Raw genomic sequence first — 19,942 nt, 5'->3', positions numbered from 1 at the left:
CCACGTGCCTCCAGTCCGTCCGCGGCGTCCGCGCCGCTCGCGTCCCGCTCCACCTGACGGCGCCTCAGAGCGCCGCGATCTCCGCCTCGCTCAACCCGAGCCACCGCAGGTACGCGTCGACGCTCCCCCACCGCGCCTCGACCCGCTCCAGCACGGTCCGCATGATCTCGGGCACGCACCGCTGCGCGACCGCGGTCGCCTCCGGGTCGTCGCTCGCCGCCCGCTCGGCCGCGAACCGCTCGACGAGCCCGGCCGCACTCGCCGCGTAGTCCTCCGCGACCGCGGGGATCGACGCGCCCCAGTGCCACGCGAGCAGCGCCGCGACGATCCCCGTGCGGTCCTTCCCGGCCGAGCAGCACACGAGCACGTCGCCGTCCGCGCCGGCGACTGCACGGAGTGCGTCGGCGATGCCGGCAGCGTGGCGCTCGGCCCAGTCGGTGTACTGGTCCTCCAGCGTGACGGCGGCGGCCCCCGACTCGGGCACGGACGGGTCGAACATCGGCACCTGCCGGTAGCCGGGCGTCTCCCGGAGGGGATGCGGGACGCGGGCGACCTCGTCGCCGCGGCGGAGGTCCACCACGAGCGCGAGACCCTGCGGGTACGCCGTCGGGGGTACCGGTTCGGTGTTCGCCCGGTAGACGGTCCGGGGGCGGCCGGCCTGCAGGTCCGGGCTGCCGACGGGCCGGAGGTTGGTCAGCGTGGACGTCGTCGTCATGCCTCCACCCTGCCAGGAACGGCGACGATGCCGACGCCCACCCGACGGGCCGCGCCCCCGCACGCCGACGGGCCCCGCGCCTGCTGTGTGCGCGGGGCCCGTCGGTCGGGGTGTCGAGCCGGAGCTACCGGACGGAGACCGGGGTCTCGTCGCGCTCCTCGTAGAGGACGTAGCCCTCTTCACCGTGGACCGCCGTGTCGATGCCGGCGACCTCGTCCTCGGTCTTCACGCGGAAGCCGATGGTCTTCTCGATGACCCAGCCGATCGCGAAGGCCAGGACGAAGGAGTACAGACCGACGGCGCCGGCGGCGGCCGCCTGTTTGCCGAGCTGGACGAACGAGCCGGAGTAGATCAGACCGGTGTCGTTGGCGAAGAAGCCGAGGAACAGCGTGCCGAAGATGCCGCCGACGAGGTGGACGCCCACGACGTCGAGCGAGTCGTCGAAGCCGAGCTTGTACTTCCAGTCGATCGCGAAGCAGCAGACGATGCCGGCGAGGAACCCGAGGAGGATGCCCCAGCCCGGGGTGAGGGCGGCGCAGGCCGGGGTGATCGCGACGAGGCCGGTGACGGCACCAGAGGCGGCACCGACGGACGTGGCCTTGCCGTCCTTGAGCTTCTCGACGAGCAGCCAGCCGAGGATCGCGGCGGCCGGAGCGGCGAGCGTGTTGACCCAGGCGATCGCGGCGATGCCGTCCGCAGCACCCTCGGAACCGGCGTTGAACCCGAACCAGCCGAACCAGAGGATCGCGGCACCGAGGAGCACGAAGGGCGGGTTGTGCGGCTTGTGCGCACCCTTGGCGAACCCGACGCGCTTGCCGAGCACGAGCGCCAGGGCGAGACCGGCGGCACCGGCGTTGATGTGCACCGCGGTGCCACCGGCGAAGTCGATGACACCCCACGTGGCGGCCCAACCCGAGGTGAGGTTGAACACCCACGAGGCGACCGGGAAGTACACGACGGTGACCCAGATGCCCGCGAAGAGCATCCAGGCGCCGAACTTGGCGCGGTCGGCGATGGCGCCGGAGATCAGGGCGACGGTGATGATCGCGAACGTGGCCTGGAAGCCGACGAACGCCATCGACGGGTACGCGGCGTTGATCGTCGAGGCCTTGGCCTCCTCGAACGCCTGGCCGAGGCCGATCAGGTTCCAGTCGATGCTGAAGAACCCGACGACGCCGCTGACCGCGGTGTGCGGCCCGGTGTTCGCGAAGGCGATCGCGTAGCCGTACAGCACCCAGAGGACACTGACGAGTGCGATGGCGCCGAACGACATCATCATCATGCTGATGACGGACTTGGCCTTCACCAGACCGCCGTAGAAGAAGGCCAGGCCGGGTGTCATGAACAACACCAGCGCCGCCATGACCAACACGAAGGTCGTGTTGCCCTGATCAAGCATCTGTTCACCTCTCGATTGCACGAACGGCTCTTGGACCGCCTCGGGTGCTGTCGAGTTTGGCGAGGTGCTGTTTCACCGATGAGCACGATCTGTTTCGCGGATGTAACGCCATGTCGCGTCGTGTGAACGTTGTGTTTCGGCGGGCAGCAGGTGCGCTGGGCGGGGCCCGCGACTCCCCTGCGACCGTCTGGACGGTCGCGACGTCAGGTGGTGATCACCGGACTGGAGGCGCGGTGCGGGCCCGTCACGAGCCTCCCGGCCGTCGTGCGGAACCAGGTTCCGGACACAGCACCGCAGCCGCCACGCCTCAGGCGGCGCGGGTCAGCGCGACCACGCGCGACGCCGCGCGCAGGTACTTCTTCCGGTACCCGCCCTCGAGCATCGTCTGCGGGTAGACGGCGTCGAGCGGCGTACCGGAGGCGACGATCCGCACCTGCGCGTCGTACAGCCGGTCGACGAGCGCGACCCAGCGGAGCGCGTCCGTCTGGTCGGTGAACGGCTCCGCATCGGTGAGCCCGACGGCGTCGAGCCCCTCGACGAGCGCCACGTACTTCGATGGGTGCACGGTGCCGAGGTGCGCCACGACGTCCGCGAAGGCGTCGAGGGTGACGGCGCCGGCGGGCAACGCCGCCGCGACGTCGGACACCACCGCGGCGGACTCGTCGACGGCACGGCGGCGGTAGTCGAGCCCGTCGATGCGGAGCGTGTCGAACCGGTCGGACATCGCCTGGATCTCGCGGAGGAAGTCCTGCGCGGCGAACCGACCCTCACCGAGTGCCCCGGGAGGCGTGTTCGAGGTGGCGGCGAAGCGGGTGCCGGTCTCGGAGAGCTCCTTGATGAGCCGGGTCATCATCATCGTGTCGCCGGGGTCGTCGAGCTCGAACTCGTCGATGCACACGAGCGCCGTGCCGCGGAGCAGGTCGACGGTGCCCTGGAACCCGAGCGCCCCGACGAGCGCGGTGTACTCGATGAACGTGCCGAAGGTCTTCCGCCCCGAGGCCGCGTGGTACGCCGCGGCGAGGAGGTGGGTCTTGCCGACGCCGAACCCGCCGTCGAGGTACACCCCCGACTTCGCGGCCGCCTCCGGAGCAGCACTCCGGCGCCGCCCGAACAGTCCCCGTCGCGGCGCTGCCCCGCCGCCGCCGGCCGTCACGAACGCCTCCACGGCATCCCGGACCGACGCCTGGGACGGGTAGTCGGGGTCCGGTCGGTACGACTCGAACGACGCGTCCGCGAACTGCGGCGGCGGGACGAGTGCCGCGGCCATCTGCTGCGGGGACACCTGCGGGTCGCGGTCGACGAGGTGGCTCGGCTCCGTGGCGAGTTCAGGCAAGGACGGCCCTTCCGGGAAGCATGTCGTGCGGTGCAACGTTGCGGCTGGAGCACGGTCCGCACGCGTACCGTTGCCCACAGGCACCGAGGACCGATCCTAGTCCGGCGCCCGATCACCACCTGGAGGTAGCACGCCATGACCGCACCGGTCGACCCGTCCGAGAAGTTCGCCGCCTACGCCCACCCGGAGCGCCTCGTCTCCACCGAGTGGCTGCAGGAGCAACTCGACGCGGGGGTCGGCGCACCGGACCTGGTCGTCGTCGAGTCCGACGAGGACGTCCTGCTCTACGAGACCGGGCACGTCCCCGGCTCGGTGAAGATCGACTGGCACACCGACCTCAACGACCCGGTGCAGCGCGACTACATCGACGGCGAGGCCTTCGCCCGGCTGCTCGGCGGCAAGGGCATCGCCCGCGACACCACGGTCGTCATCTACGGCGACAAGAACAACTGGTGGGCCGCGTACGCACTCTGGGTCTTCACGCTGTTCGGACACGAGGACGTCCGCCTGCTCGACGGCGGCCGGGCGAAGTGGATCGCCGAGGGCCGCGCCCTCACCACCGACCGCGCCGAGGTCACCCCGGTCGAGTACCCGGTCGTCGAGCGGAGCGACGAGCAGGTCCGCGCCTTCAAGGAGGACGTGCTCGCCCACCTCGGCAAGCCGCTCATCGACGTCCGCAGCGCTCCGGAGTACTCCGGCGAGCGGACGACCGCGCCGGACTACCCGGAGGAGGGCGCCCTCCGCGGCGGGCACGTCCCCACGGCCGTCAACATCCCCTGGGCGACCGCGGCGGCGCCCGACGGCACCTTCAAGGACCGCGCCGAGCTGGACGCGATCTACCGCGAGGGTGCGGGCATCGGCGACGCCGACGAGGTCATCGCGTACTGCCGCATCGGCGAGCGGTCGAGCCACACCTGGTTCGTGCTGCAGCACCTCCTCGGGTACGAGGACGTCCGCAACTACGACGGCTCGTGGACCGAGTGGGGCAGCGCCGTGCGCGTCCCGATCGTCCAGGGCTCGGAGCCAGGCGAGGTCCCGACCCGATGACCGACGGCGACACCACGGCGTTGCCGGCGACGCTCGCGGAGATCCGGGACGACTTCCTCGAGCTCTCCCAGCAGGACCGGCTGCAGCTGCTGCTCGAGTTCTCCGACGAACTCCCGGCGCTGCCCGAGCGGCTGCAGGGCCACGAGGACGAGCTCGAACGGGTGGAGGAGTGCCAGTCCCCCGTGTTCATCACGGTGACGGTCGGCGAGGACGGCGACGCCCCCGACGTCGTCCGCATGCACGCGACCGCACCGCGCGAGGCGCCGACCACCCGCGGCTTCGCCTCGATCCTCGCGCAGGGGCTGTCCGGTCTGACGGTCGCCGAGGTCCTCGCCGTCCCCGCCGACTACCCGCTGACGATCGGGCTCTCCGAGGCGGTCAGCCCGCTGCGGATCCGCGGCATGGTCGGGATGCTCGGCCGGGTGCAACGGCAGGTGCGCGCGCTGGCCTCCGCCTGATCCTGCGCACCCGACGGACGGGAGGCCCGTGGCGGACCCGCCACGGGCCTCCCGTCCGTCGGTGGGTCGCGTCTACGACGCGCGCGCCGCACCCTGGTGCTGCACCACCTCGGTGAGCCACGCGAGGATGCGGGCGTCGAACCAGTCGGCGTCGTGGTTCCAGAGCTTCGTGTGCCGCGCGGTGTGCTGCACCTCGAGCCGGACGATGTCGGACCGGACGCGCGCGAGGTCGTGCGACGCCGACGAGGGCACGAAGCCGTCGTCGTCGCTGTGCAGCAGGAGGATCGGGACGTGGAGTTCGTCGGCACGGGCGACCATGTCGAGCTCGCGGAGGTCGACCGGTGCCCGCAGCCCGGCGAGACGGTGCAGCACGGGCGCCCGGAGCAGCCACTGCGCGGTCTTCCGCACCGCCTTCGGGAACCGGAGCAGCCGGCTCTGCGACTTGAGGACCGCGTGCCAGTCGACGACCGGGGACTCGAGGACCACACCGTCCACGAGGTGCGCCGACGATGACCGCAGGAGCGTCTGCAGGACCACCGCGCCGCCCATCGACCAGCCCATCAGGACCACGCTGGTCGCGCCCTCGCCCGCGACCCAGCGCAGGGCGGCGTCGACGTCCTCCCACTCGGTGCTGCCGAGGCCGTAACGACCGTCGACGCTCCGCGGGGCGACACCGTCGTTGCGCCAGGACGCGAGGAGCACCGAGTAGCCCGCGGCACGGAACACGGGCACCGCGCGGATGGTCTCGGCGCGGGTGACACCGCGGCCGTGCACGAGCACCGCCCAGGGCGCCTCCGGGTCGTCCGCCCGGACCACCCAGGCCGGCGCAGGACCGTTCGGGGTGGGGACGTCGACGTCCTCCACGGGGACGTCGAGCTCGCCGGGCGTGAGGTAGAACCAGCCGCCCCACCGACCTCGGCGGGCGTTCCTCGGGTCGCCGGCGTCGATCGCGATGATCCGACGGGTGACGGTGGTGTCGGTCGTGCCGAGGACCTCCCCGACGCGCATGTGGCCGGTACCGGCACCGAACCAGAGGCTGTACCGCCCCTGCAGCTCCGTGTCCGCCGTGCGCTCGATCGTCACGGTCCGGGCGTCGGGGTCGACCGCGTGGATCGGGACCCGCTCGGTGCGCCTGCGGTCCGGCGTGACGACGGCTCGTGCGACCGCGGCGACGAACCCGCCGACGACCGCGGCACCGACGGCGGCGGCCGCGAGCCCTGCACCGAGCGCCACCACCCCGGCCGACCGGGCCGATCGCTGGACGGCGTCCTCGGCGGGTCGTGCGGATCCGGGCATGCCCGGGAGCCTAGTCTGCATCCGTGTCCGAATCCCGAGAGCCCGACGCCTTCGCGCGGCTCCGCGCGTTCGTGGCGTCCGACCGGCCGCGCACCGAGACCACCGTCACCGAGATCCCCTCCCCGTCGCGGATCGCGCCGTGGTCCCTCGCGCTCGCAGCGGACGTCTCCGGCGCCGCGCACGGGGTCGACTCCGACCTCGGAACGGGCCGGTTCATCGCCCTGTACGACCCCGAAGAACCCGATGGTTGGGACGGCGCGTTCCGCATCGTGACGTTCGCGCAGGCACCGCTCGAACCCGAGATCGGCGTCGACGAGTTCGTCGCAGACGTGACGTGGAGCTGGCTCGTCGACGCGCTCGCGGCGCACGGCGCCACGTACGACCACGCCTCCGGGACGGCCACGAAGATCATCTCGCGCGGGTACGGTGACCTCGCGGCGCAGGGCGACGGCGCGCAGCTCGAACTGCGGGCGTCGTGGACGCCGCGCGACGAGGACCTCACCGCGCACGTCAGGGCCTGGGAGGACATCGTCGCGATGCTCGCGGGCCTGCCGCCCACCTCGGACGGCGTGACCCTGTTGGCCCCGAGGAGGACCGCACGTGACTGACCCCGCTCCGTCGACCGGCGCCGGTGCGTCGGCGACGTCCCCGTTCGAGGAGGGGCACGCGACGGTCCACGTGATCGAGTCGCGCACCGAGTACCTCGACGCGGTCGAGGCGATCGCGGGTGGTGACGGACCGGTCGCCGTCGACGCCGAACGCGCCAGCGGGTACCGGTACTCGCAGCGGGCCTACCTCATCCAGGTCTTCCGACGTGGCGCCGGATCGTTCCTGTTCGACCCGATCGCCATCGGTTCGTTCGCCGAGTTGCAGGACGCCATCGTCGACGAGGAGTGGCTGTTCCACGCCGCGTCGCAGGACCTGCCGTGCCTGCAGGAGGTCGGACTCGTCCCGACGAGGATCTTCGACACGGAACTCGGCGCGCGCATCGCGGGCTTCCCCCGGGTCGGGCTCGGCGCCGTCGTGGAGCAGCTGCTCGGCATCACGCTCGCGAAGGCGCACTCCGCCGCCGACTGGTCGACCCGACCGCTCCCCCAGTCCTGGCTCGTCTACGCCGCGCTCGACGTCGAACTGCTCCCCGACCTCCGTGACGCCCTCGCCGCCGTGCTCGAGGAGGCGGGCAAGACGCGCATCGCCGAGGAGGAGTTCCAGGCCGTCCTGACGCGCGCCCCGAAGCCGCCCCGCGCCGAGCCGTGGCGACGGCTCTCCGGCATGCACGCACTCCGCGGGGCCCGCGCGCTCGCGATCGCCCGCGCGCTCTGGACGGCGCGGGACGAGTACGCCCGGGAGACCGACATCGCCCCGGGCCGCACGATCCCCGACGCCGCGATCGTCGCCGCCGCGGCCGCGAACCCCGCGTCGAAGGGCGAGCTCGCGGGGCTCAAGGCCTTCACCGGACGGGCGAGCCGGAGCGAGATCGACCGTTGGTGGGCCGCCGTCGAGGCCGGGCGCACCACCGAGGACCTCCCCCGGCTCCGCGCCGCCGGTGACCCGTCGCTGCCGCCGCCCCGCGCGTGGGCCGACCGGAACCCCGAGGCGGACCGCCGCTACAAGGCCGCTCGTGCCGCGGTCGTCGCCCGTGCCGAGGCGCTCGACCTGCCCGTCGAGAACCTGCTCACCCCGGACACCCTCCGCACGGTGTCGTGGGAGCCCCCGACGCCGATCGCGACCGAGACCGTCGGAGCCGCCCTCGCCGTGCACGACGCCCGGCCGTGGCAGGTCGAGGAGACCGCCTCGATCATCGCGGAGGCCTTTGTCGCTGCTGCACAGGAGCCTGCTGCTGAGAGCAACACCGACTCGTAGGAACACCCCAACCGGCATGCGTCCGCCCAGGCGGCGGGCATAGCGTCGGTACCGTCGCCGGGCTCGGCCCGGCCGGTCGGGGCGGAACGTGCCCCGACTCGATCGAAGAGGATCTGGAGGCCCGGATTGGCCAAGGCAGCAGACGTCGTGTTCGTGGACGGTGTGCGCACACCGTTCGGACGAGCCGGTGAGAAGGGGGTGTTCTGGAAGACCCGCGCCGACGACCTCGCGGTCCACGCGATGCGCGGCCTGCTCGATCGGAACAGCCAGCTCGACGGTGCGGCGGTCGACGACGTCGCCGTGGCCGCCACGACCCAGCAGGGTGACCAGGGACTCACCCTCGGCCGGACCGTCGGGATGCTCGCCGGTCTGCCGAAGTCGGTGCCGGGCTACGCGATCGACCGCATGTGCGCCGGCGCGATGACGAGCGTCACGACCCTCGCGGGTGCGATCGCGTTCGGCTCCGCCGACGTCGCGATCGCCGGCGGCGTCGAGCACATGGGACGCCACCCGATGGGCTTCGGTGCCGACGTCAACCCGCGCTTCGTCGCCGAGCGCATGGTCGCGACCGATGCGCTCGTGATGGGGTCCACCGCCGAGCGGCTCCACGACCGCTTCCCGGCCATCACGAAGGACCGCACCGACGCCTACGCCGTGCAGTCGCAGCAGCGCTACGCCGCCGCGTGGGCCGCCGGCAAGCTGCAGCCCGACGTCGTCCCGGTCGAGGTGAACACCGGTGAGGGCTGGGACCTCGTGACGAAGGACGAGCCGCCGCGCCCCGGCACCACGCTCGAGGCGCTGGCCGCGCTCAAGACACCGTTCCGCCCGCACGGCCGGATCACCGCGGGCAACGCCGCCGGCCTCAACGACGGTGCCACGATGAGCCTCCTGGCCTCCGCCGACGCCGCGAAGGAACACGGCCTGCCGCAGAAGATGCGCATGGTCTCCTTCGCCTTCGCCGGGGTCGACCCAGAGGTGATGGGCATCGGCCCGGTCCCCGCGACCGACAAGGCACTCGCCAAGGCGGGCCTCACCATCGACGACATCGGCCTGTTCGAGATCAACGAGGCGTTCGCCGTGCAGGTGCTGGCGTTCCTCGACAACTACGGCATCGCGCAGGACTCCGCGAACGTGAACGCCTGGGGCGGCGCGATCGCCGTCGGCCACCCGCTCGCGTCCAGTGGTGTCCGTCTCATGACGCAGCTGGCGGCGCAGTTCGCCGAGCGCCCGGACGTGCAGTACGGCATCACGACGATGTGCATCGGGCTCGGCCAGGGCGGCACCGTCATCTGGGAGAACCCGAACTACTCGAAGTCCGCCGCCCGTTCCGCCCGGAAGGACGCCTGATCATGACCACCACCCCGATCGACCAGCTGACGGAACTCAGCGCCGACGAGGTCGTCACCCACTCGTACGTCAAGCACGTGCCGCTGCCGTCCGGCGGCACGCTCGCCCTCGTCACGCTCGACAACGGCAAGGACTACAAGCGCCCGTCGACCCTGGGGCCGCGCACCATGCGCGAGCTGTCGGACGTGCTCGACACCCTGCGCGCCGCGGCGTCCGCCGGGAGCATCCAGGCGGTCGCGATCACCGGCAAGGAGTACTGCTTCGCTGCCGGCGCGGACCTGTCCCAGGCGGCGGCGCTCCCCTCGCGCAAGGTCGCACACGAGCTCGGCGTCCTCGGTCACGCCACGCTCCGCAAGCTCTCCGACCTCGGCGTGCCGTCGTTCGCCTTCGTGAACGGCATCGCGCTCGGCGGCGGGCTCGAGATCGCCCTGCACTGCACCTACCGCGTGTTCTCCTCGGCGGCGCAGGGCATCGGGCTGCCCGAGGTCTTCCTCGGCATCATCCCCGGTTGGGGCGGCGCCACCCTGCTCCCCCGCCTGATCGGCCCGGAGAAGGCGCTCCGCGTCATCGTCGAGAACCCGCTCAAGAACAACCGTCTGATGGACGGCAAGGCCGCGGTCGAGCTCGGCATCGGTGACGCCCTCATCCCCTCGGTGACCTTCCTGCCGACCGCCGTCGCCTGGGCCGACGGTGTCGTTGCCGGCCGCACCAAGGTCGTCCGGAAGAACGAGCCCGGCATGCTCGAGAAGGCGGCGTGGGGCACGGTCGTCAAGGTCGCGCGTGGACAGGTCGCGAGCAAGATCGGTACCGTCCCGAAGTCACCGTTCCGTGCCCTCGACCTCGTCGCAGCCGCGAAGTCGGGTTCGCTCGACGAGCGCTTCGCCGACGAGGACGACGCCCTCGCCGATCTGCTCGCCGGGGACCAGTTCGCCGCGTCGATGTACGCGTTCGACCTCGTGCAGAAGCGCGCGAAGAAGCCCGTCGGTGCTCCCGAGGGCGTCGAGGCGAAGAAGATCACGAAGGTCGGCGTCCTCGGCGCAGGGCTCATGGCGTCGCAGTTCGCGCTGCTGTTCGCCCGCCGTCTCGGCGTCCCGGTCGTCATCACCGACGTCGACCAGTCACGGGTCGACGCCGGGGTCGAGCGCATCCGGTCCTCGGTCGATGAGCTGCTCGCCAAGAAGCGGATCTCCCAGGACGACGCGAACCGCATCAAGGCCCTCGTGAGCGGTTCGGTGTCGTACGACGCGTTCGCGGACGCCGACTGGGTCATCGAGGCCGTCTTCGAGGAGATGAGCGTCAAGCAGGACGTGTTCCGGAAGATCGAGCAGGTCATCGCGCCCGACGCGATCCTGGCGACGAACACCTCGTCGCTGTCGGTGGACGAGATGGCGTCGGTGCTCGAGCACCCGGAGCGCCTCGTCGGCTTCCACTTCTTCAACCCGGTCGCCGTGATGCCCCTGCTCGAGGTGGTCCGCGCCGCGAAGACCTCGGACGAGGCCCTCGCCACGGCCCTCGCCGTCGCCAAGACCCTCAAGAAGACCGCGATCATCACCGCCGACCAACCGGGCTTCGTCGTCAACCGCGTGCTGGCCCGGGTGCTCGGCGAGGCGATGCGCGGCGTCGAGGAAGGCACCCCGTTCGAGACCGTCGCCGAGGGCGCGGCACCGCTCGGCCTACCGATGTCACCCTTCGAGCTGCTCGAACTCGTCGGCCTGCCCGTCGGTGCCCACGTCCTCGACTCGCACCACGCCGCCTGGCCGGAGCGCTTCTACCCCGGTGACGGGCTGAAGCGCATCGCCGAGCACGGGAAGATCCTCACCCGTGACAAGAAGGGCAACGCGACCGGGTACGACCCCGCCGCCGTGAAGCTCGTCGCGCCGTCGAAGAAGGACGCGCGACCGGTCGACGCGGCGACGATGCAGCAGCGGTTCGAGGACGCCCTGGCCGACGAGGTGCACCGCATGCTCGAGGACCGCGTGGTCGAGCACGTCGAGGAGATCGACCTCGGGCTGATCCTCGGCGCGGGCTACCCGTTCCAGGCCGGCGGCATCAGCCCGTACCTCGACCGCTCCGGCGCGTCCGAGCGGGTGTTCGGCGGTCGGTTCCACGACCCCGCGATCGTCGGGCCCGCCTCGCGCTGACGGCCCGCGCGGCGCCTGCGCACAACCAACGTCACCCCGAACCGCGGTTTCCCGTGGTTCGGGGTGACTTCGGTTGTGCGAACGCGATCGGCGCCACTCGCACTGCCCCGTCGCGCGCCTCCATCTTCCGCCCGGCGTAGCGTGCTCGCATGCGGCAGGAGTGGTGGGCACCCAAGACGACGAACCGCCCGTCGGTCGTCGTGCCGATCCCGCTCGCCGAGGTACCGGCGCTGCTCCAGCGCGCGGTCGATGCCGTGCCGGGAGCCGCCGCGATGGAGATCCGTGCCGACGGAGCCGTGGTCGGACGCCGGACCTCGTTCGCGCTCCGCGCCGAGAACATCGTGTTCGCCTTCCACCGAGAGGGACCGTCGTCGTCCCGTGTCGAGATCCTCCGCGAGGGCCGCGACGGCGCAGACTTCGGTCGCGTGCTGTTCGTCACCCCGATGGCTCGCGCGATCCTCCGCCAGCTCGTCGTGACGGCTGGCACGCACCAGGAGTGACGCTCAGTCCTCCGCGCGGAGCGCGTCGAGCGGGACACGCTGCCCGTCGTCATCTGCCAGCGCAGAACGGTACGCACGGAGATCGGCAACGTCCTCAGACTGCTCGCGCAGGTCGACCTCGTCGATCTGACCCGCGACCTCGCCGCCGCGCGTCACCGCTCCGCTCCCGCACTCGACCTCGACCGCGCAGGCTTCGCCTGCGGCACCTTCGTCCCGACCACCTGGTCGATCACGTCCCGCGCGATCGCCTGCGCCGTCAACCCGACGTCCTGCAGGATCTGCGACCGCGACGCGTGGTCGATGAACTCGTCCGGCAGCCCGAGCTCGTTCACACCCGTGTCGACACCCGCCGCCCGCAGGTCCTGCCGCAGTCGGGTCCCGACTCCCCCGACCCGCACGCCGTCCTCGATCGTGATGACCAGGCGGTGGTCCCGCGAGCGGTCGATGAGCGACGCCGGGATCGGCACCACCCACCGCGGGTCGACGACGGTCGCGCCGATGCCTTGCGCCTCGAGTAGCGCGGCCGCTTCGAGCGCGACCGGCACCATGGACCCGACGGCGACGAACAGCACGTCGGGCTCCTGGTCGGACGACGGTTCGCGGAGCACGTCCACACCGTCGTCGAGACGGCGGAGTGCGGGGATGTCCGGCCCGACCTGCCCCTTCGACCACCGCAGCACCGTGGGGGCGTCGTCGACCGCGACGGCCTCGCGGAACTCCTCGCGGAGGGTCGCGGCGTCACGGGGTGCGGCGATCCGGATGCCGGGCACGACCTGCAGGAGCGCGAGGTCCCACATGCCGTGGTGCGACGGCCCGTCGGGCCCGGTGATCCCTGCGCGGTCGAGGACGAAGGTCACGCCGGCCTTGTGCAGCGCGACGTCCATGAGCACCTGGTCGAACGCCCGGTTGAGGAACGTCGCGTAGAGCGCCACCACGGGGTGCAGTCCGCCGTACGCGAGACCAGCGGCGGTCGTGACGGCGTGCTGCTCGGCGATCCCGACGTCGATCACCCGGTCGGGGTGCTGCTCCTGGAACAGGTGCAGCCCCGTAGGGCGGAGCATCGCAGCGGTGATGGCGACGATCCGCTCATCCGCACCACCGACCTCCGCGAGCGAGGACGCGAACACCGACGTCCACGACGGCCCCGACGAGACGTCGAGCGACTCCCCCGTCTCCGGGTCGATGTGTCCGACGGCGTGGAACTGGTCGGCCTGGTCACGGAGTGCCGGCTCGAACCCGTGCCCCTTCTCCGTGATCGCGTGGACGATGGTCGGCGCCCCGTACGCCTTCGCCTGCCGGAGGGCAGCCTCCATCGCGCGCTGGTCGTGCCCGTTGACCGGGCCGATGTACTTGATGTCGAGGTTCGAGTACAACGCTTCGTTGTTCGTGAACCGCGACAAGAACCCGTGCAGCCCGCCGCGCATCCCGCGGTAGAACGCCCGACCGGGTGCCCCGAACCGCGACGCGACGGCCTGCGACTTCTCGAAGAGCGCGCGGTACTCGCGCCGGGTCCGCACCGAGCTGAGGAAGCGCGCCATGCCGCCGATCGTCGGCGCGTAGGAGCGCCCGTTGTCGTTCACGATGATGACGAGTCGGCGGTCGTTGCTGTCGGAGATGTTGTTGAGCGCCTCCCAGGTCATCCCGCCCGTGAGCGCCCCGTCACCCACCACGGCGACGACGGTCCGGTCGGCCTGTCCGGTGCGTTGGAAGGCGCGCGAGATGCCGTCCGCCCACGACAGCGATGACGAGGCGTGGGACGACTCGACGATGTCGTGCTCGGACTCACTGCGCTGCGGGTACCCGGCGATGCCGCCCCGTTCCCGGAGCCGCGAGAAGTCTTGCCGACCGGTCACGAGCTTGTGCACGTACGACTGGTGTCCGGTGTCGAAGACGAACGGGTCGTGCGGGGAGTCGAACACGCGGTGCATCGCGAGGGTCAGCTCCACGACGCCGAGGTTCGGCCCCAGGTGCCCGCCGGTCTTCGCGACCTCGGCCACCAGGAACCGCCGGATCTCCGCGGCCAGGTCGGTCATCTGCGTGTCGGACAGACGCTTGAGGTCGCGCGGCGACGTGATGCTCGAGAGCAGGTCCACGGGGCGCTCCTTTCGTGGGGCAGGTCCCCACACTATCCACGCAACCGGACGACGGACTGGAGGCCCGTGGCGGTGTCGCCACGGGCCTCCAGTCCGTCGGGTGGTCGCGTCAGCGACCCGTGCTCTCGACCGTCAGACGAGCGAACGGAGCACGTACTGCAGGATGCCGCCGTTGCGGTAGTAGTCGGCCTCACCGGGGGTGTCGATGCGGACGACCGCGTCGAACTCGACCGTCTGCTTGCCGGCCGGCGAGTGCTCGCTCGGCTCGGCCGTGACGTGGACGGTCTTGGGCGTGCGGCCCTCGTTGAGCTCCGTGAGACCCGAGATCGAGACGACCTCGGTGCCGTCGAGGCCGAGCGACTCGACCGTCTCGCCCGCCGGGAACTGCAGCGGCACGACGCCCATGCCGATGAGGTTCGAGCGGTGGATGCGCTCGAAGCTCTCGGTGATGACCGCCTTGACGCCGAGCAGGTTCGTGCCCTTCGCCGCCCAGTCGCGCGACGAGCCGGAGCCGTACTCCTTGCCGCCGAAGATGACGAGCGGGATGCCCTGCTCCTGGTAGTGCTGGGAGGCGTCGTAGATGAACGACTGCGCGCCGTCGGGCGTCGTGAAGTCGCGGGTGTAGCCGCCCTCCACGCCGTCCAGCAGCTGGTTGCGCAGGCGGATGTTCGCGAACGTGCCGCGGATCATCACCTCGTGGTTGCCGCGACGCGAGCCGTAGGAGTTGAAGTCCTTCCGGTCGACGCCGTGCTCGGCGAGGTACTTGCCAGCGGGGCTGTCGGCCTTGATCGAACCGGCCGGCGAGATGTGGTCGGTCGTGACCGAGTCGCCGAGCTTCGCGAGCACGCGGGCACCGGAGATGTCCGAGACCGCGTCGGGCTGCATCGTCATGCCCTCGAAGTACGGGGGCTTCCGGACGTAGGTGGACTCGCTGTCCCACTCGAAGGTGTCGCCCGTCGGGGTCGGCAGGTTCTTCCAGCGGTCGTCGCCCTCGAACACCGAGCCGTACTCGTGCGTGAACATCTCGGTGTCGATGGAGTCGTCGATGACCTGCTGGACCTCGACGGCGTCGGGCCAGATGTCCTTGAGGAAGACGTCGTTGCCGTCCTGGTCCGTGCCCAGGGCGTCGTTGTCGAAGTCGAAGTGCATCGACCCGGCGAGGGCGTAGGCGATGACCAGCGGCGGGGATGCCAGGTAGTTCATCTTCACGTCGGGGTTGATGCGGCCCTCGAAGTTGCGGTTGCCGGAGAGCACCGCGGTGACGGCGAGGTCGTTGTCCTGCACGGCCTGCGAGATCTCCTCGGGCAGCGGGCCCGAGTTGCCGATGCAGGTCGTGCAGCCGTAGCCGACCGTGTAGAAGCCGAGGTCCTCGAGGTAGCTGGTGAGACCGGCCTTCTCGTAGTAGTCGGTGACGACCTTCGAGCCGGGCGCGAGGGTGGTCTTCACCCACGGCTTCGCCTTGAGGCCCTTCTTCGCCGCGTTCCGCGCGAGGATGCCGGCGGCCATCATGACCGACGGGTTCGACGTGTTCGTGCACGACGTGATCGCGGCGATCGCGACGGCGCCGTGGTCGATCGTGAAGGTGTCACCGTCCGCGACGGACACCGGCGTCGGCTTCGACACCGTGCCGGGCGCGCTCGAGGCGTGCACCGGGACCTCGGACGCGGGGGCGTCCTGCAGGTCGTCGACGGCGTGCTCGTCACCGGGGGCGGCGGCGACGGGGTCGGACGCCGGGAAGGTGTCCGCGACGGCCTTGTCCTCGTGGGTGTGGTCGATGCTCGCGTAGTTGGCGAGGTCGACCTCGAACTGGTCCTTCGCCTTCGAGAGCTCGATGCGGTCCTGCGGGCGCTTCGGGCCGGAGATCGACGGGACCACCGTGGAGAGGTCGAGCTCCATGTACTCGGAGTACGCGGGCTCCACCGATGGGTCGTGCCAGAGGCCCTGGGCCTTCGAGTACGCCTCCACCAGGGCGATCTGCTCCTCGGAACGACCGGTCAGGCGCAGGTAGTCGAGCGTGACGGCGTCGACCGGGAAGATCGCGGCCGTGGAGCCGAACTCCGGGCTCATGTTGCCGATGGTCGCGCGGTTCGCGAGCGGGACCTCGGAGACGCCCTCGCCGTAGAACTCGACGAACTTGCCGACGACGCCGTGCTTGCGGAGCTCCTGCGTGATCGTGAGCACCACGTCGGTCGCGGTCACGCCGGCCGGGATCGAGCCGGAGAGCTTGAAGCCGACGACCTTCGGGATGAGCATCGACACGGGCTGGCCGAGCATCGCCGCCTCGGCCTCGATGCCGCCGACGCCCCAGCCGAGCACGCCGAGGCCGTTCACCATCGTGGTGTGCGAGTCGGTGCCGACGAGGGTGTCCGGGTACGCGTACAGCTCGCCGTCGAACTCGCGCGTGTAGGTCACCTTCGCCAGGTACTCGATGTTGACCTGGTGCACGATGCCGGTGCCCGGCGGGACGACCTTGAAGTCCTCGAACGCGGTCTGGCCCCAGCGGAGGAACTGGTAGCGCTCACCGTTGCGCTCGTACTCGAGGTCGGTGTTGCGCTGCAGGGCGTCCTCACGACCGAAGAGGTCGGCGACGACGGAGTGGTCGATGACCATCTCGGCCGGCGACAGCGGGTTGATCTTGTTCGGGTCGCCGCCGATCTGCGCCATCGCCTCGCGCATGGTGGCGAGGTCGACGATGCACGGCACGCCCGTGAAGTCCTGCATGACCACGCGGGCCGGCGAGAACTGGATCTCGGTGTCCGGCTCGGCGTCGGGCTGCCACGAGCCGAGGGCGCGGATCTGCTCCTCGGTGACGTTCGCACCGTCCTCGGTGCGGAGGAGGTTCTCGAGCAGCACCTTCAGGCTGTACGGGAGCTTCTCGTGCCCGGGCACCGTGTCGATCCGGTGGATCGCGTAGTCGACACCCCCAACCGACAGCGTGTCCTTCGAGCCGAAGCTGTTGACTGCAGCCACTGTGCCGCCTCCCTGGTTGATCGGTGTGCCCCCATCCAAGCGGGCCGCAGAACGTCCCACCAGCAAGGCAAACCTAAACCCGCCGACGCCCGAGGGCTCGGCGGAAAGTATCTCGATGTCGAGACAACTCTACACCGTGGCGGTGTCGTCCTCGTCCTCGTGTCGGAACACGGTCCGGACGAGCAACCACGTCACCCAGAGCAGCGCTGCGTACAGCGGGACCCCGGTGATGAGCTTGATGCCGGCGAGCAACTCGACCTGCGCGGTGAGGTACAGCGGGATCTCGATGATCAGCCGGAGTGCGAACAGCCCGACCCACATCCAGGTCGCGACGGTCAGGACGCGGCGCTTCCCCGGGTCGGCGCGCCAGTCGGTGCCGGTGCCGTCCTCGTCCTGCGGGAGCAGCAGCCCGACGATCAGGCCGATGAGCGGCCGCCGGATCGCGAGCGTCACGAGCAGCACGACGAGGCAGACGGCGTTGATCACGATGCCCGGGATGAAGTTGCTCTCGGCCTTCCCGGTCAGCAGCGCCAGGCCCGCCGAGACCGCCACGCCGAGGATGCCGGCGAAGCTCATCGCGAGCGACTGCCGTTGCACGAGTCGGAGCACCACGAAGACGAGGCCGATCACGACCGGTATCACGACGCTCGGCACGAGCTCCTTCGTGACCGCGTACACGATGAGGAAGCCGAACCCGGGCAGGACCGACTCCGCGAGGCCCCGGATCCCACCGACGGCCGTGAGCAGCGCACGGCCGGAGGGCGCCTCGCCCGGTGCGACCTGGCCGATGCCGGCGTTCCGGACGGCGTCGCGGAGCTGGGCGTTGAGCGACAACGGCTCTGCCCGCTCCGCCGCGTACGGGTCGGACACCGCCGGGTCCCCGGCGCGCCCCTCCGGCGCGCGATCCTCGGGCGCGCGCCCGACGGGCGCGCGGCCGTCGGCCGCGGCCCTGTCGTGCGCGACCCGGTCGGATCCGGGAGTGTCGTCGTGGACCGGCACCGTGCCTCCAGGCTGGGTCAGATCGCCGACTGCGTCGACTTCGGCATGTGCAGCGGGATGAGGTCGCGCGGCGGCATCGGCGTCGTGCCCCGGACGACGACCACGCTCCGGAAGAGCTCCTCGATGTCCGCGGCGTCCTCGGGCGACTCCGCCGCCTTGCCGGCGATGACGCCGCGCAGGAACCAGCGTGGCCCGTCGACGCCGATGAACCGGGCGGCCCGCGTGCCGTCGGTCATGCCCTGCTCGTTCGCGACGGGGACCTGTGCCCGGAGCTCGGGGCCGAACGGGCCGTCGACCTCGACGACCTCGCCGCCCTGGACCTCGATCTGCTCGGCGATCTGCGCGCGGATCTCGTGCCACAGCCCCGTCGACCGCGGTGCGGCGAACGGCTGGACCTGGAGGGTGGACTCGTCGAAGTCGAGGCCCACGGCCACGACGCGCTGCGAACCCTCCTCGACCTCGAGGCGCAGGTGCAGACCCTCGCGCGGGAGCACCTTCACCCCACCGAGGTCGACGTACGGGCGGACGAGGTTCGCCTCGGTCTCGTCGTGCGGACCGTTCTCGGCACGGTCCTCCGGAGCGGACTTGTCCGTCGGAGCGACAGCGTCCACCTCGTCGAGGTCGGCGTCGGCGTCGATGGCGATGTCCACCTCGGGGGTCGTGTCGGCGACCTCCACCTCGTCGGCGACGGCGTCCGCCACCTCGACCTCGTCACGCTTGCGGCGGCCGAACTTCATGCGCGGGTTCCTTCCTGGACGTTCTCTGCGGCGCTGCTGACGGTACCGCTCCGGTCACCGTAGCCGGACGAGCCGAAGCCGCCCTGGCCGCGGACGCTCTCGGGGAGCTCGTCGACGCGCGTGAACACGGCCCGTGGCACCGGCATGACGACGACCTGCGCGATGCGGTCGCCCACGTGCACCTCGTACGGTTCGGAGGCGTCCGTGTTGAGCAGTGCGACCTTGACCTCGCCGCGGTAGCCCGCGTCGACGGTGCCGGGCGAGTTCACGATCGTGATCCCGTGCTTCGCCGCGAGTCCGCTCCGCGGCACCACGAACGCCGCGTACCCCTCGGGCAGGGCGATCCGCAGGCCGGTGCCGACGAGTCGACGCTCCCCGGGCTGCAGCACGAAGGCCTCGGCGGAGACGAGGTCGCCGCCGGCGTCCCCGGGATGGGCGTAGTGGGGAGGGTTCTCCCCGGTCCAGAGGACGTCGACTGGTTCGGTCACGTGACGAGGGTAGTGCAGACCGTGACCGTTCCGTGATGTGCGGGCACGGACCCAGCACGACTCGTGGTGGGATGGTCTCGTGACCCTGTACCGCGAACGACTCTGGGCCCCGCCGGCGCTCTACCTGGCGACGGCCCTCGTGATCCCCGCCAGCCTGCTCGTCTTCCTCCCCATCAGCGTGCTCGCCGGGGTGCTCGTGGCGATCGGGATGGAGATCGGCGTGCTCGTGCTCCTCTGGGCGCTCGCCCCGACGGTGGAGGTCACGGACGCCGAGTTCCGCGCCGGCAGGGCACACCTGCCGCGGGAGCTCGTCGGCGAGGTCGAGGGCTTCACCGGTGCCGAGGCGACGGCGCAGCGCGGGCCGCAGCTCGACGCGCGTGCGTGGACGCTCTTCCGCGGCTACGTCCGGGGCGTCGTCAAGGTCGAGGTCCGGGACGATGCCGACCCGACCCCCTACTGGCTGGTGAGCGTCCGTCGCCCGGACGAGGTGGTGGCGGCGCTCCGCGCCTGAGGCGCCCCGCGTCGGGAGCACCGCTGCCGGACGGGAGGCACGTGG

Annotated in this window: 17 protein-coding genes; 8 read left to right on the top strand and 9 right to left on the bottom strand. The window is 71.2% G+C overall.

What is annotated here, in order from left to right; all coding sequences use genetic code 11:
- Window positions 1-64: 64 nt before the first annotated feature.
- From NS184_RS16395 to zapE, 3 genes are all read right to left on the bottom strand, one after another.
- Entirely contained in the window at window positions 65-715 is a 651-nt protein-coding gene (locus NS184_RS16395; RefSeq protein ID WP_058727152.1) for a tyrosine-protein phosphatase, read from the bottom strand.
- A 124-nt stretch (window positions 716-839) separates the two neighbouring features.
- Window positions 840-2,114, bottom strand: a complete 1,275-nt coding sequence (locus tag NS184_RS16390) for an ammonium transporter (protein WP_058727151.1) — start codon at window positions 2,112-2,114, stop codon at window positions 840-842.
- Between the two features lie 307 nt (window positions 2,115-2,421).
- A complete protein-coding gene (zapE, locus tag NS184_RS16385) occupies window positions 2,422-3,447 on the bottom strand; it encodes a cell division protein ZapE (RefSeq protein WP_058727150.1) in 1,026 nt (341 codons plus the stop codon).
- Between the two features lie 135 nt (window positions 3,448-3,582).
- Here zapE and NS184_RS16380 point away from each other — a divergent pair, with 135 nt between their 5' ends.
- Entirely contained in the window at window positions 3,583-4,494 is a 912-nt protein-coding gene (locus NS184_RS16380; RefSeq protein WP_058727149.1) for a sulfurtransferase, read from the top strand.
- Window positions 4,491-4,952, top strand: a complete 462-nt coding sequence (locus tag NS184_RS16375; RefSeq protein WP_058727148.1) for a SufE family protein — start codon at window positions 4,491-4,493, stop codon at window positions 4,950-4,952. The genes NS184_RS16380 and NS184_RS16375 overlap by 4 nt, the downstream gene beginning before the upstream one ends.
- A 72-nt stretch (window positions 4,953-5,024) precedes the next feature.
- Here the strand turns inward: NS184_RS16375 and NS184_RS16370 are convergent, their stop codons facing one another.
- Window positions 5,025-6,248, bottom strand: a complete 1,224-nt coding sequence (locus tag NS184_RS16370; protein WP_058727147.1) for an alpha/beta hydrolase family protein — start codon at window positions 6,246-6,248, stop codon at window positions 5,025-5,027.
- A gap of 23 nt (window positions 6,249-6,271) precedes the next feature.
- On the opposite strand from NS184_RS16370, the gene NS184_RS16365 reads away from it, so the two are divergent.
- From NS184_RS16365 to NS184_RS16345, 5 genes are all read left to right on the top strand, one after another.
- The gene (locus NS184_RS16365; RefSeq protein WP_058727146.1) at window positions 6,272-6,856 is read left to right on the top strand and encodes a DUF3000 domain-containing protein; all 585 of its coding nucleotides are present in this window, start codon (window positions 6,272-6,274) and stop codon (window positions 6,854-6,856) included.
- Window positions 6,849-8,111 (top strand): HRDC domain-containing protein, encoded by a 1,263-nt coding sequence (locus NS184_RS16360; protein WP_083513786.1) that lies wholly within the window; start codon window positions 6,849-6,851, stop codon window positions 8,109-8,111. The genes NS184_RS16365 and NS184_RS16360 overlap by 8 nt, the downstream gene beginning before the upstream one ends.
- 126 nt (window positions 8,112-8,237) lie before the next feature.
- Complete coding sequence (locus NS184_RS16355; protein WP_058727145.1) at window positions 8,238-9,458, top strand: thiolase family protein; 1,221 nt, start codon at window positions 8,238-8,240, stop codon at window positions 9,456-9,458.
- A gap of 2 nt (window positions 9,459-9,460) precedes the next feature.
- Window positions 9,461-11,599, top strand: a complete 2,139-nt coding sequence (locus NS184_RS16350; protein ID WP_058727144.1) for a 3-hydroxyacyl-CoA dehydrogenase NAD-binding domain-containing protein — start codon at window positions 9,461-9,463, stop codon at window positions 11,597-11,599.
- A gap of 149 nt (window positions 11,600-11,748) precedes the next feature.
- Window positions 11,749-12,099 (top strand): hypothetical protein, encoded by a 351-nt coding sequence (locus tag NS184_RS16345; protein WP_058727143.1) that lies wholly within the window; start codon window positions 11,749-11,751, stop codon window positions 12,097-12,099.
- 152 nt (window positions 12,100-12,251) lie between these two features.
- On the opposite strand, the gene dxs is transcribed toward NS184_RS16345, so the two are convergent.
- The 5 genes from dxs to dut all read right to left on the bottom strand — a co-directional run bounded on the left by dxs (window position 12,252) and on the right by dut (window position 19,386).
- Complete coding sequence (gene dxs / locus NS184_RS16340) at window positions 12,252-14,192, bottom strand: 1-deoxy-D-xylulose-5-phosphate synthase (RefSeq protein ID WP_058727142.1); 1,941 nt, start codon at window positions 14,190-14,192, stop codon at window positions 12,252-12,254.
- Window positions 14,193-14,324: 132 nt separating this feature from the next.
- Complete coding sequence (locus NS184_RS16335; RefSeq protein ID WP_058727141.1) at window positions 14,325-17,162, bottom strand: aconitate hydratase; 2,838 nt, start codon at window positions 17,160-17,162, stop codon at window positions 14,325-14,327.
- Between the two features lie 129 nt (window positions 17,163-17,291).
- Window positions 17,292-18,032 (bottom strand): DUF3159 domain-containing protein, encoded by a 741-nt coding sequence (locus NS184_RS16330; RefSeq protein ID WP_058727155.1) that lies wholly within the window; start codon window positions 18,030-18,032, stop codon window positions 17,292-17,294.
- 146 nt (window positions 18,033-18,178) lie between these two features.
- Window positions 18,179-18,898 (bottom strand): DUF3710 domain-containing protein, encoded by a 720-nt coding sequence (locus NS184_RS16325; RefSeq protein ID WP_083513785.1) that lies wholly within the window; start codon window positions 18,896-18,898, stop codon window positions 18,179-18,181.
- Entirely contained in the window at window positions 18,895-19,386 is a 492-nt protein-coding gene (gene dut / locus NS184_RS16320) for a dUTP diphosphatase (RefSeq protein WP_058727140.1), read from the bottom strand. Before dut ends, NS184_RS16325 begins: the two co-directional genes overlap by 4 nt.
- A gap of 79 nt (window positions 19,387-19,465) precedes the next feature.
- Between dut and NS184_RS16315 the strand changes: the two genes are divergently transcribed.
- Window positions 19,466-19,897, top strand: coding sequence for a DUF3093 domain-containing protein (locus NS184_RS16315; RefSeq protein ID WP_058727153.1), 432 nt, complete (start codon window positions 19,466-19,468; stop codon window positions 19,895-19,897).
- The last annotated feature ends 45 nt before the right edge of the window (window positions 19,898-19,942 follow it).

The organism is Curtobacterium luteum (assembly GCF_001475545.1).
In the GTDB taxonomy this organism is placed as follows: domain Bacteria; phylum Actinomycetota; class Actinomycetes; order Actinomycetales; family Microbacteriaceae; genus Curtobacterium; species Curtobacterium luteum_A.
Note: the sequence above shows the minus strand (reverse complement) of the source record. Positions and strands in the feature narration are given on the sequence as shown.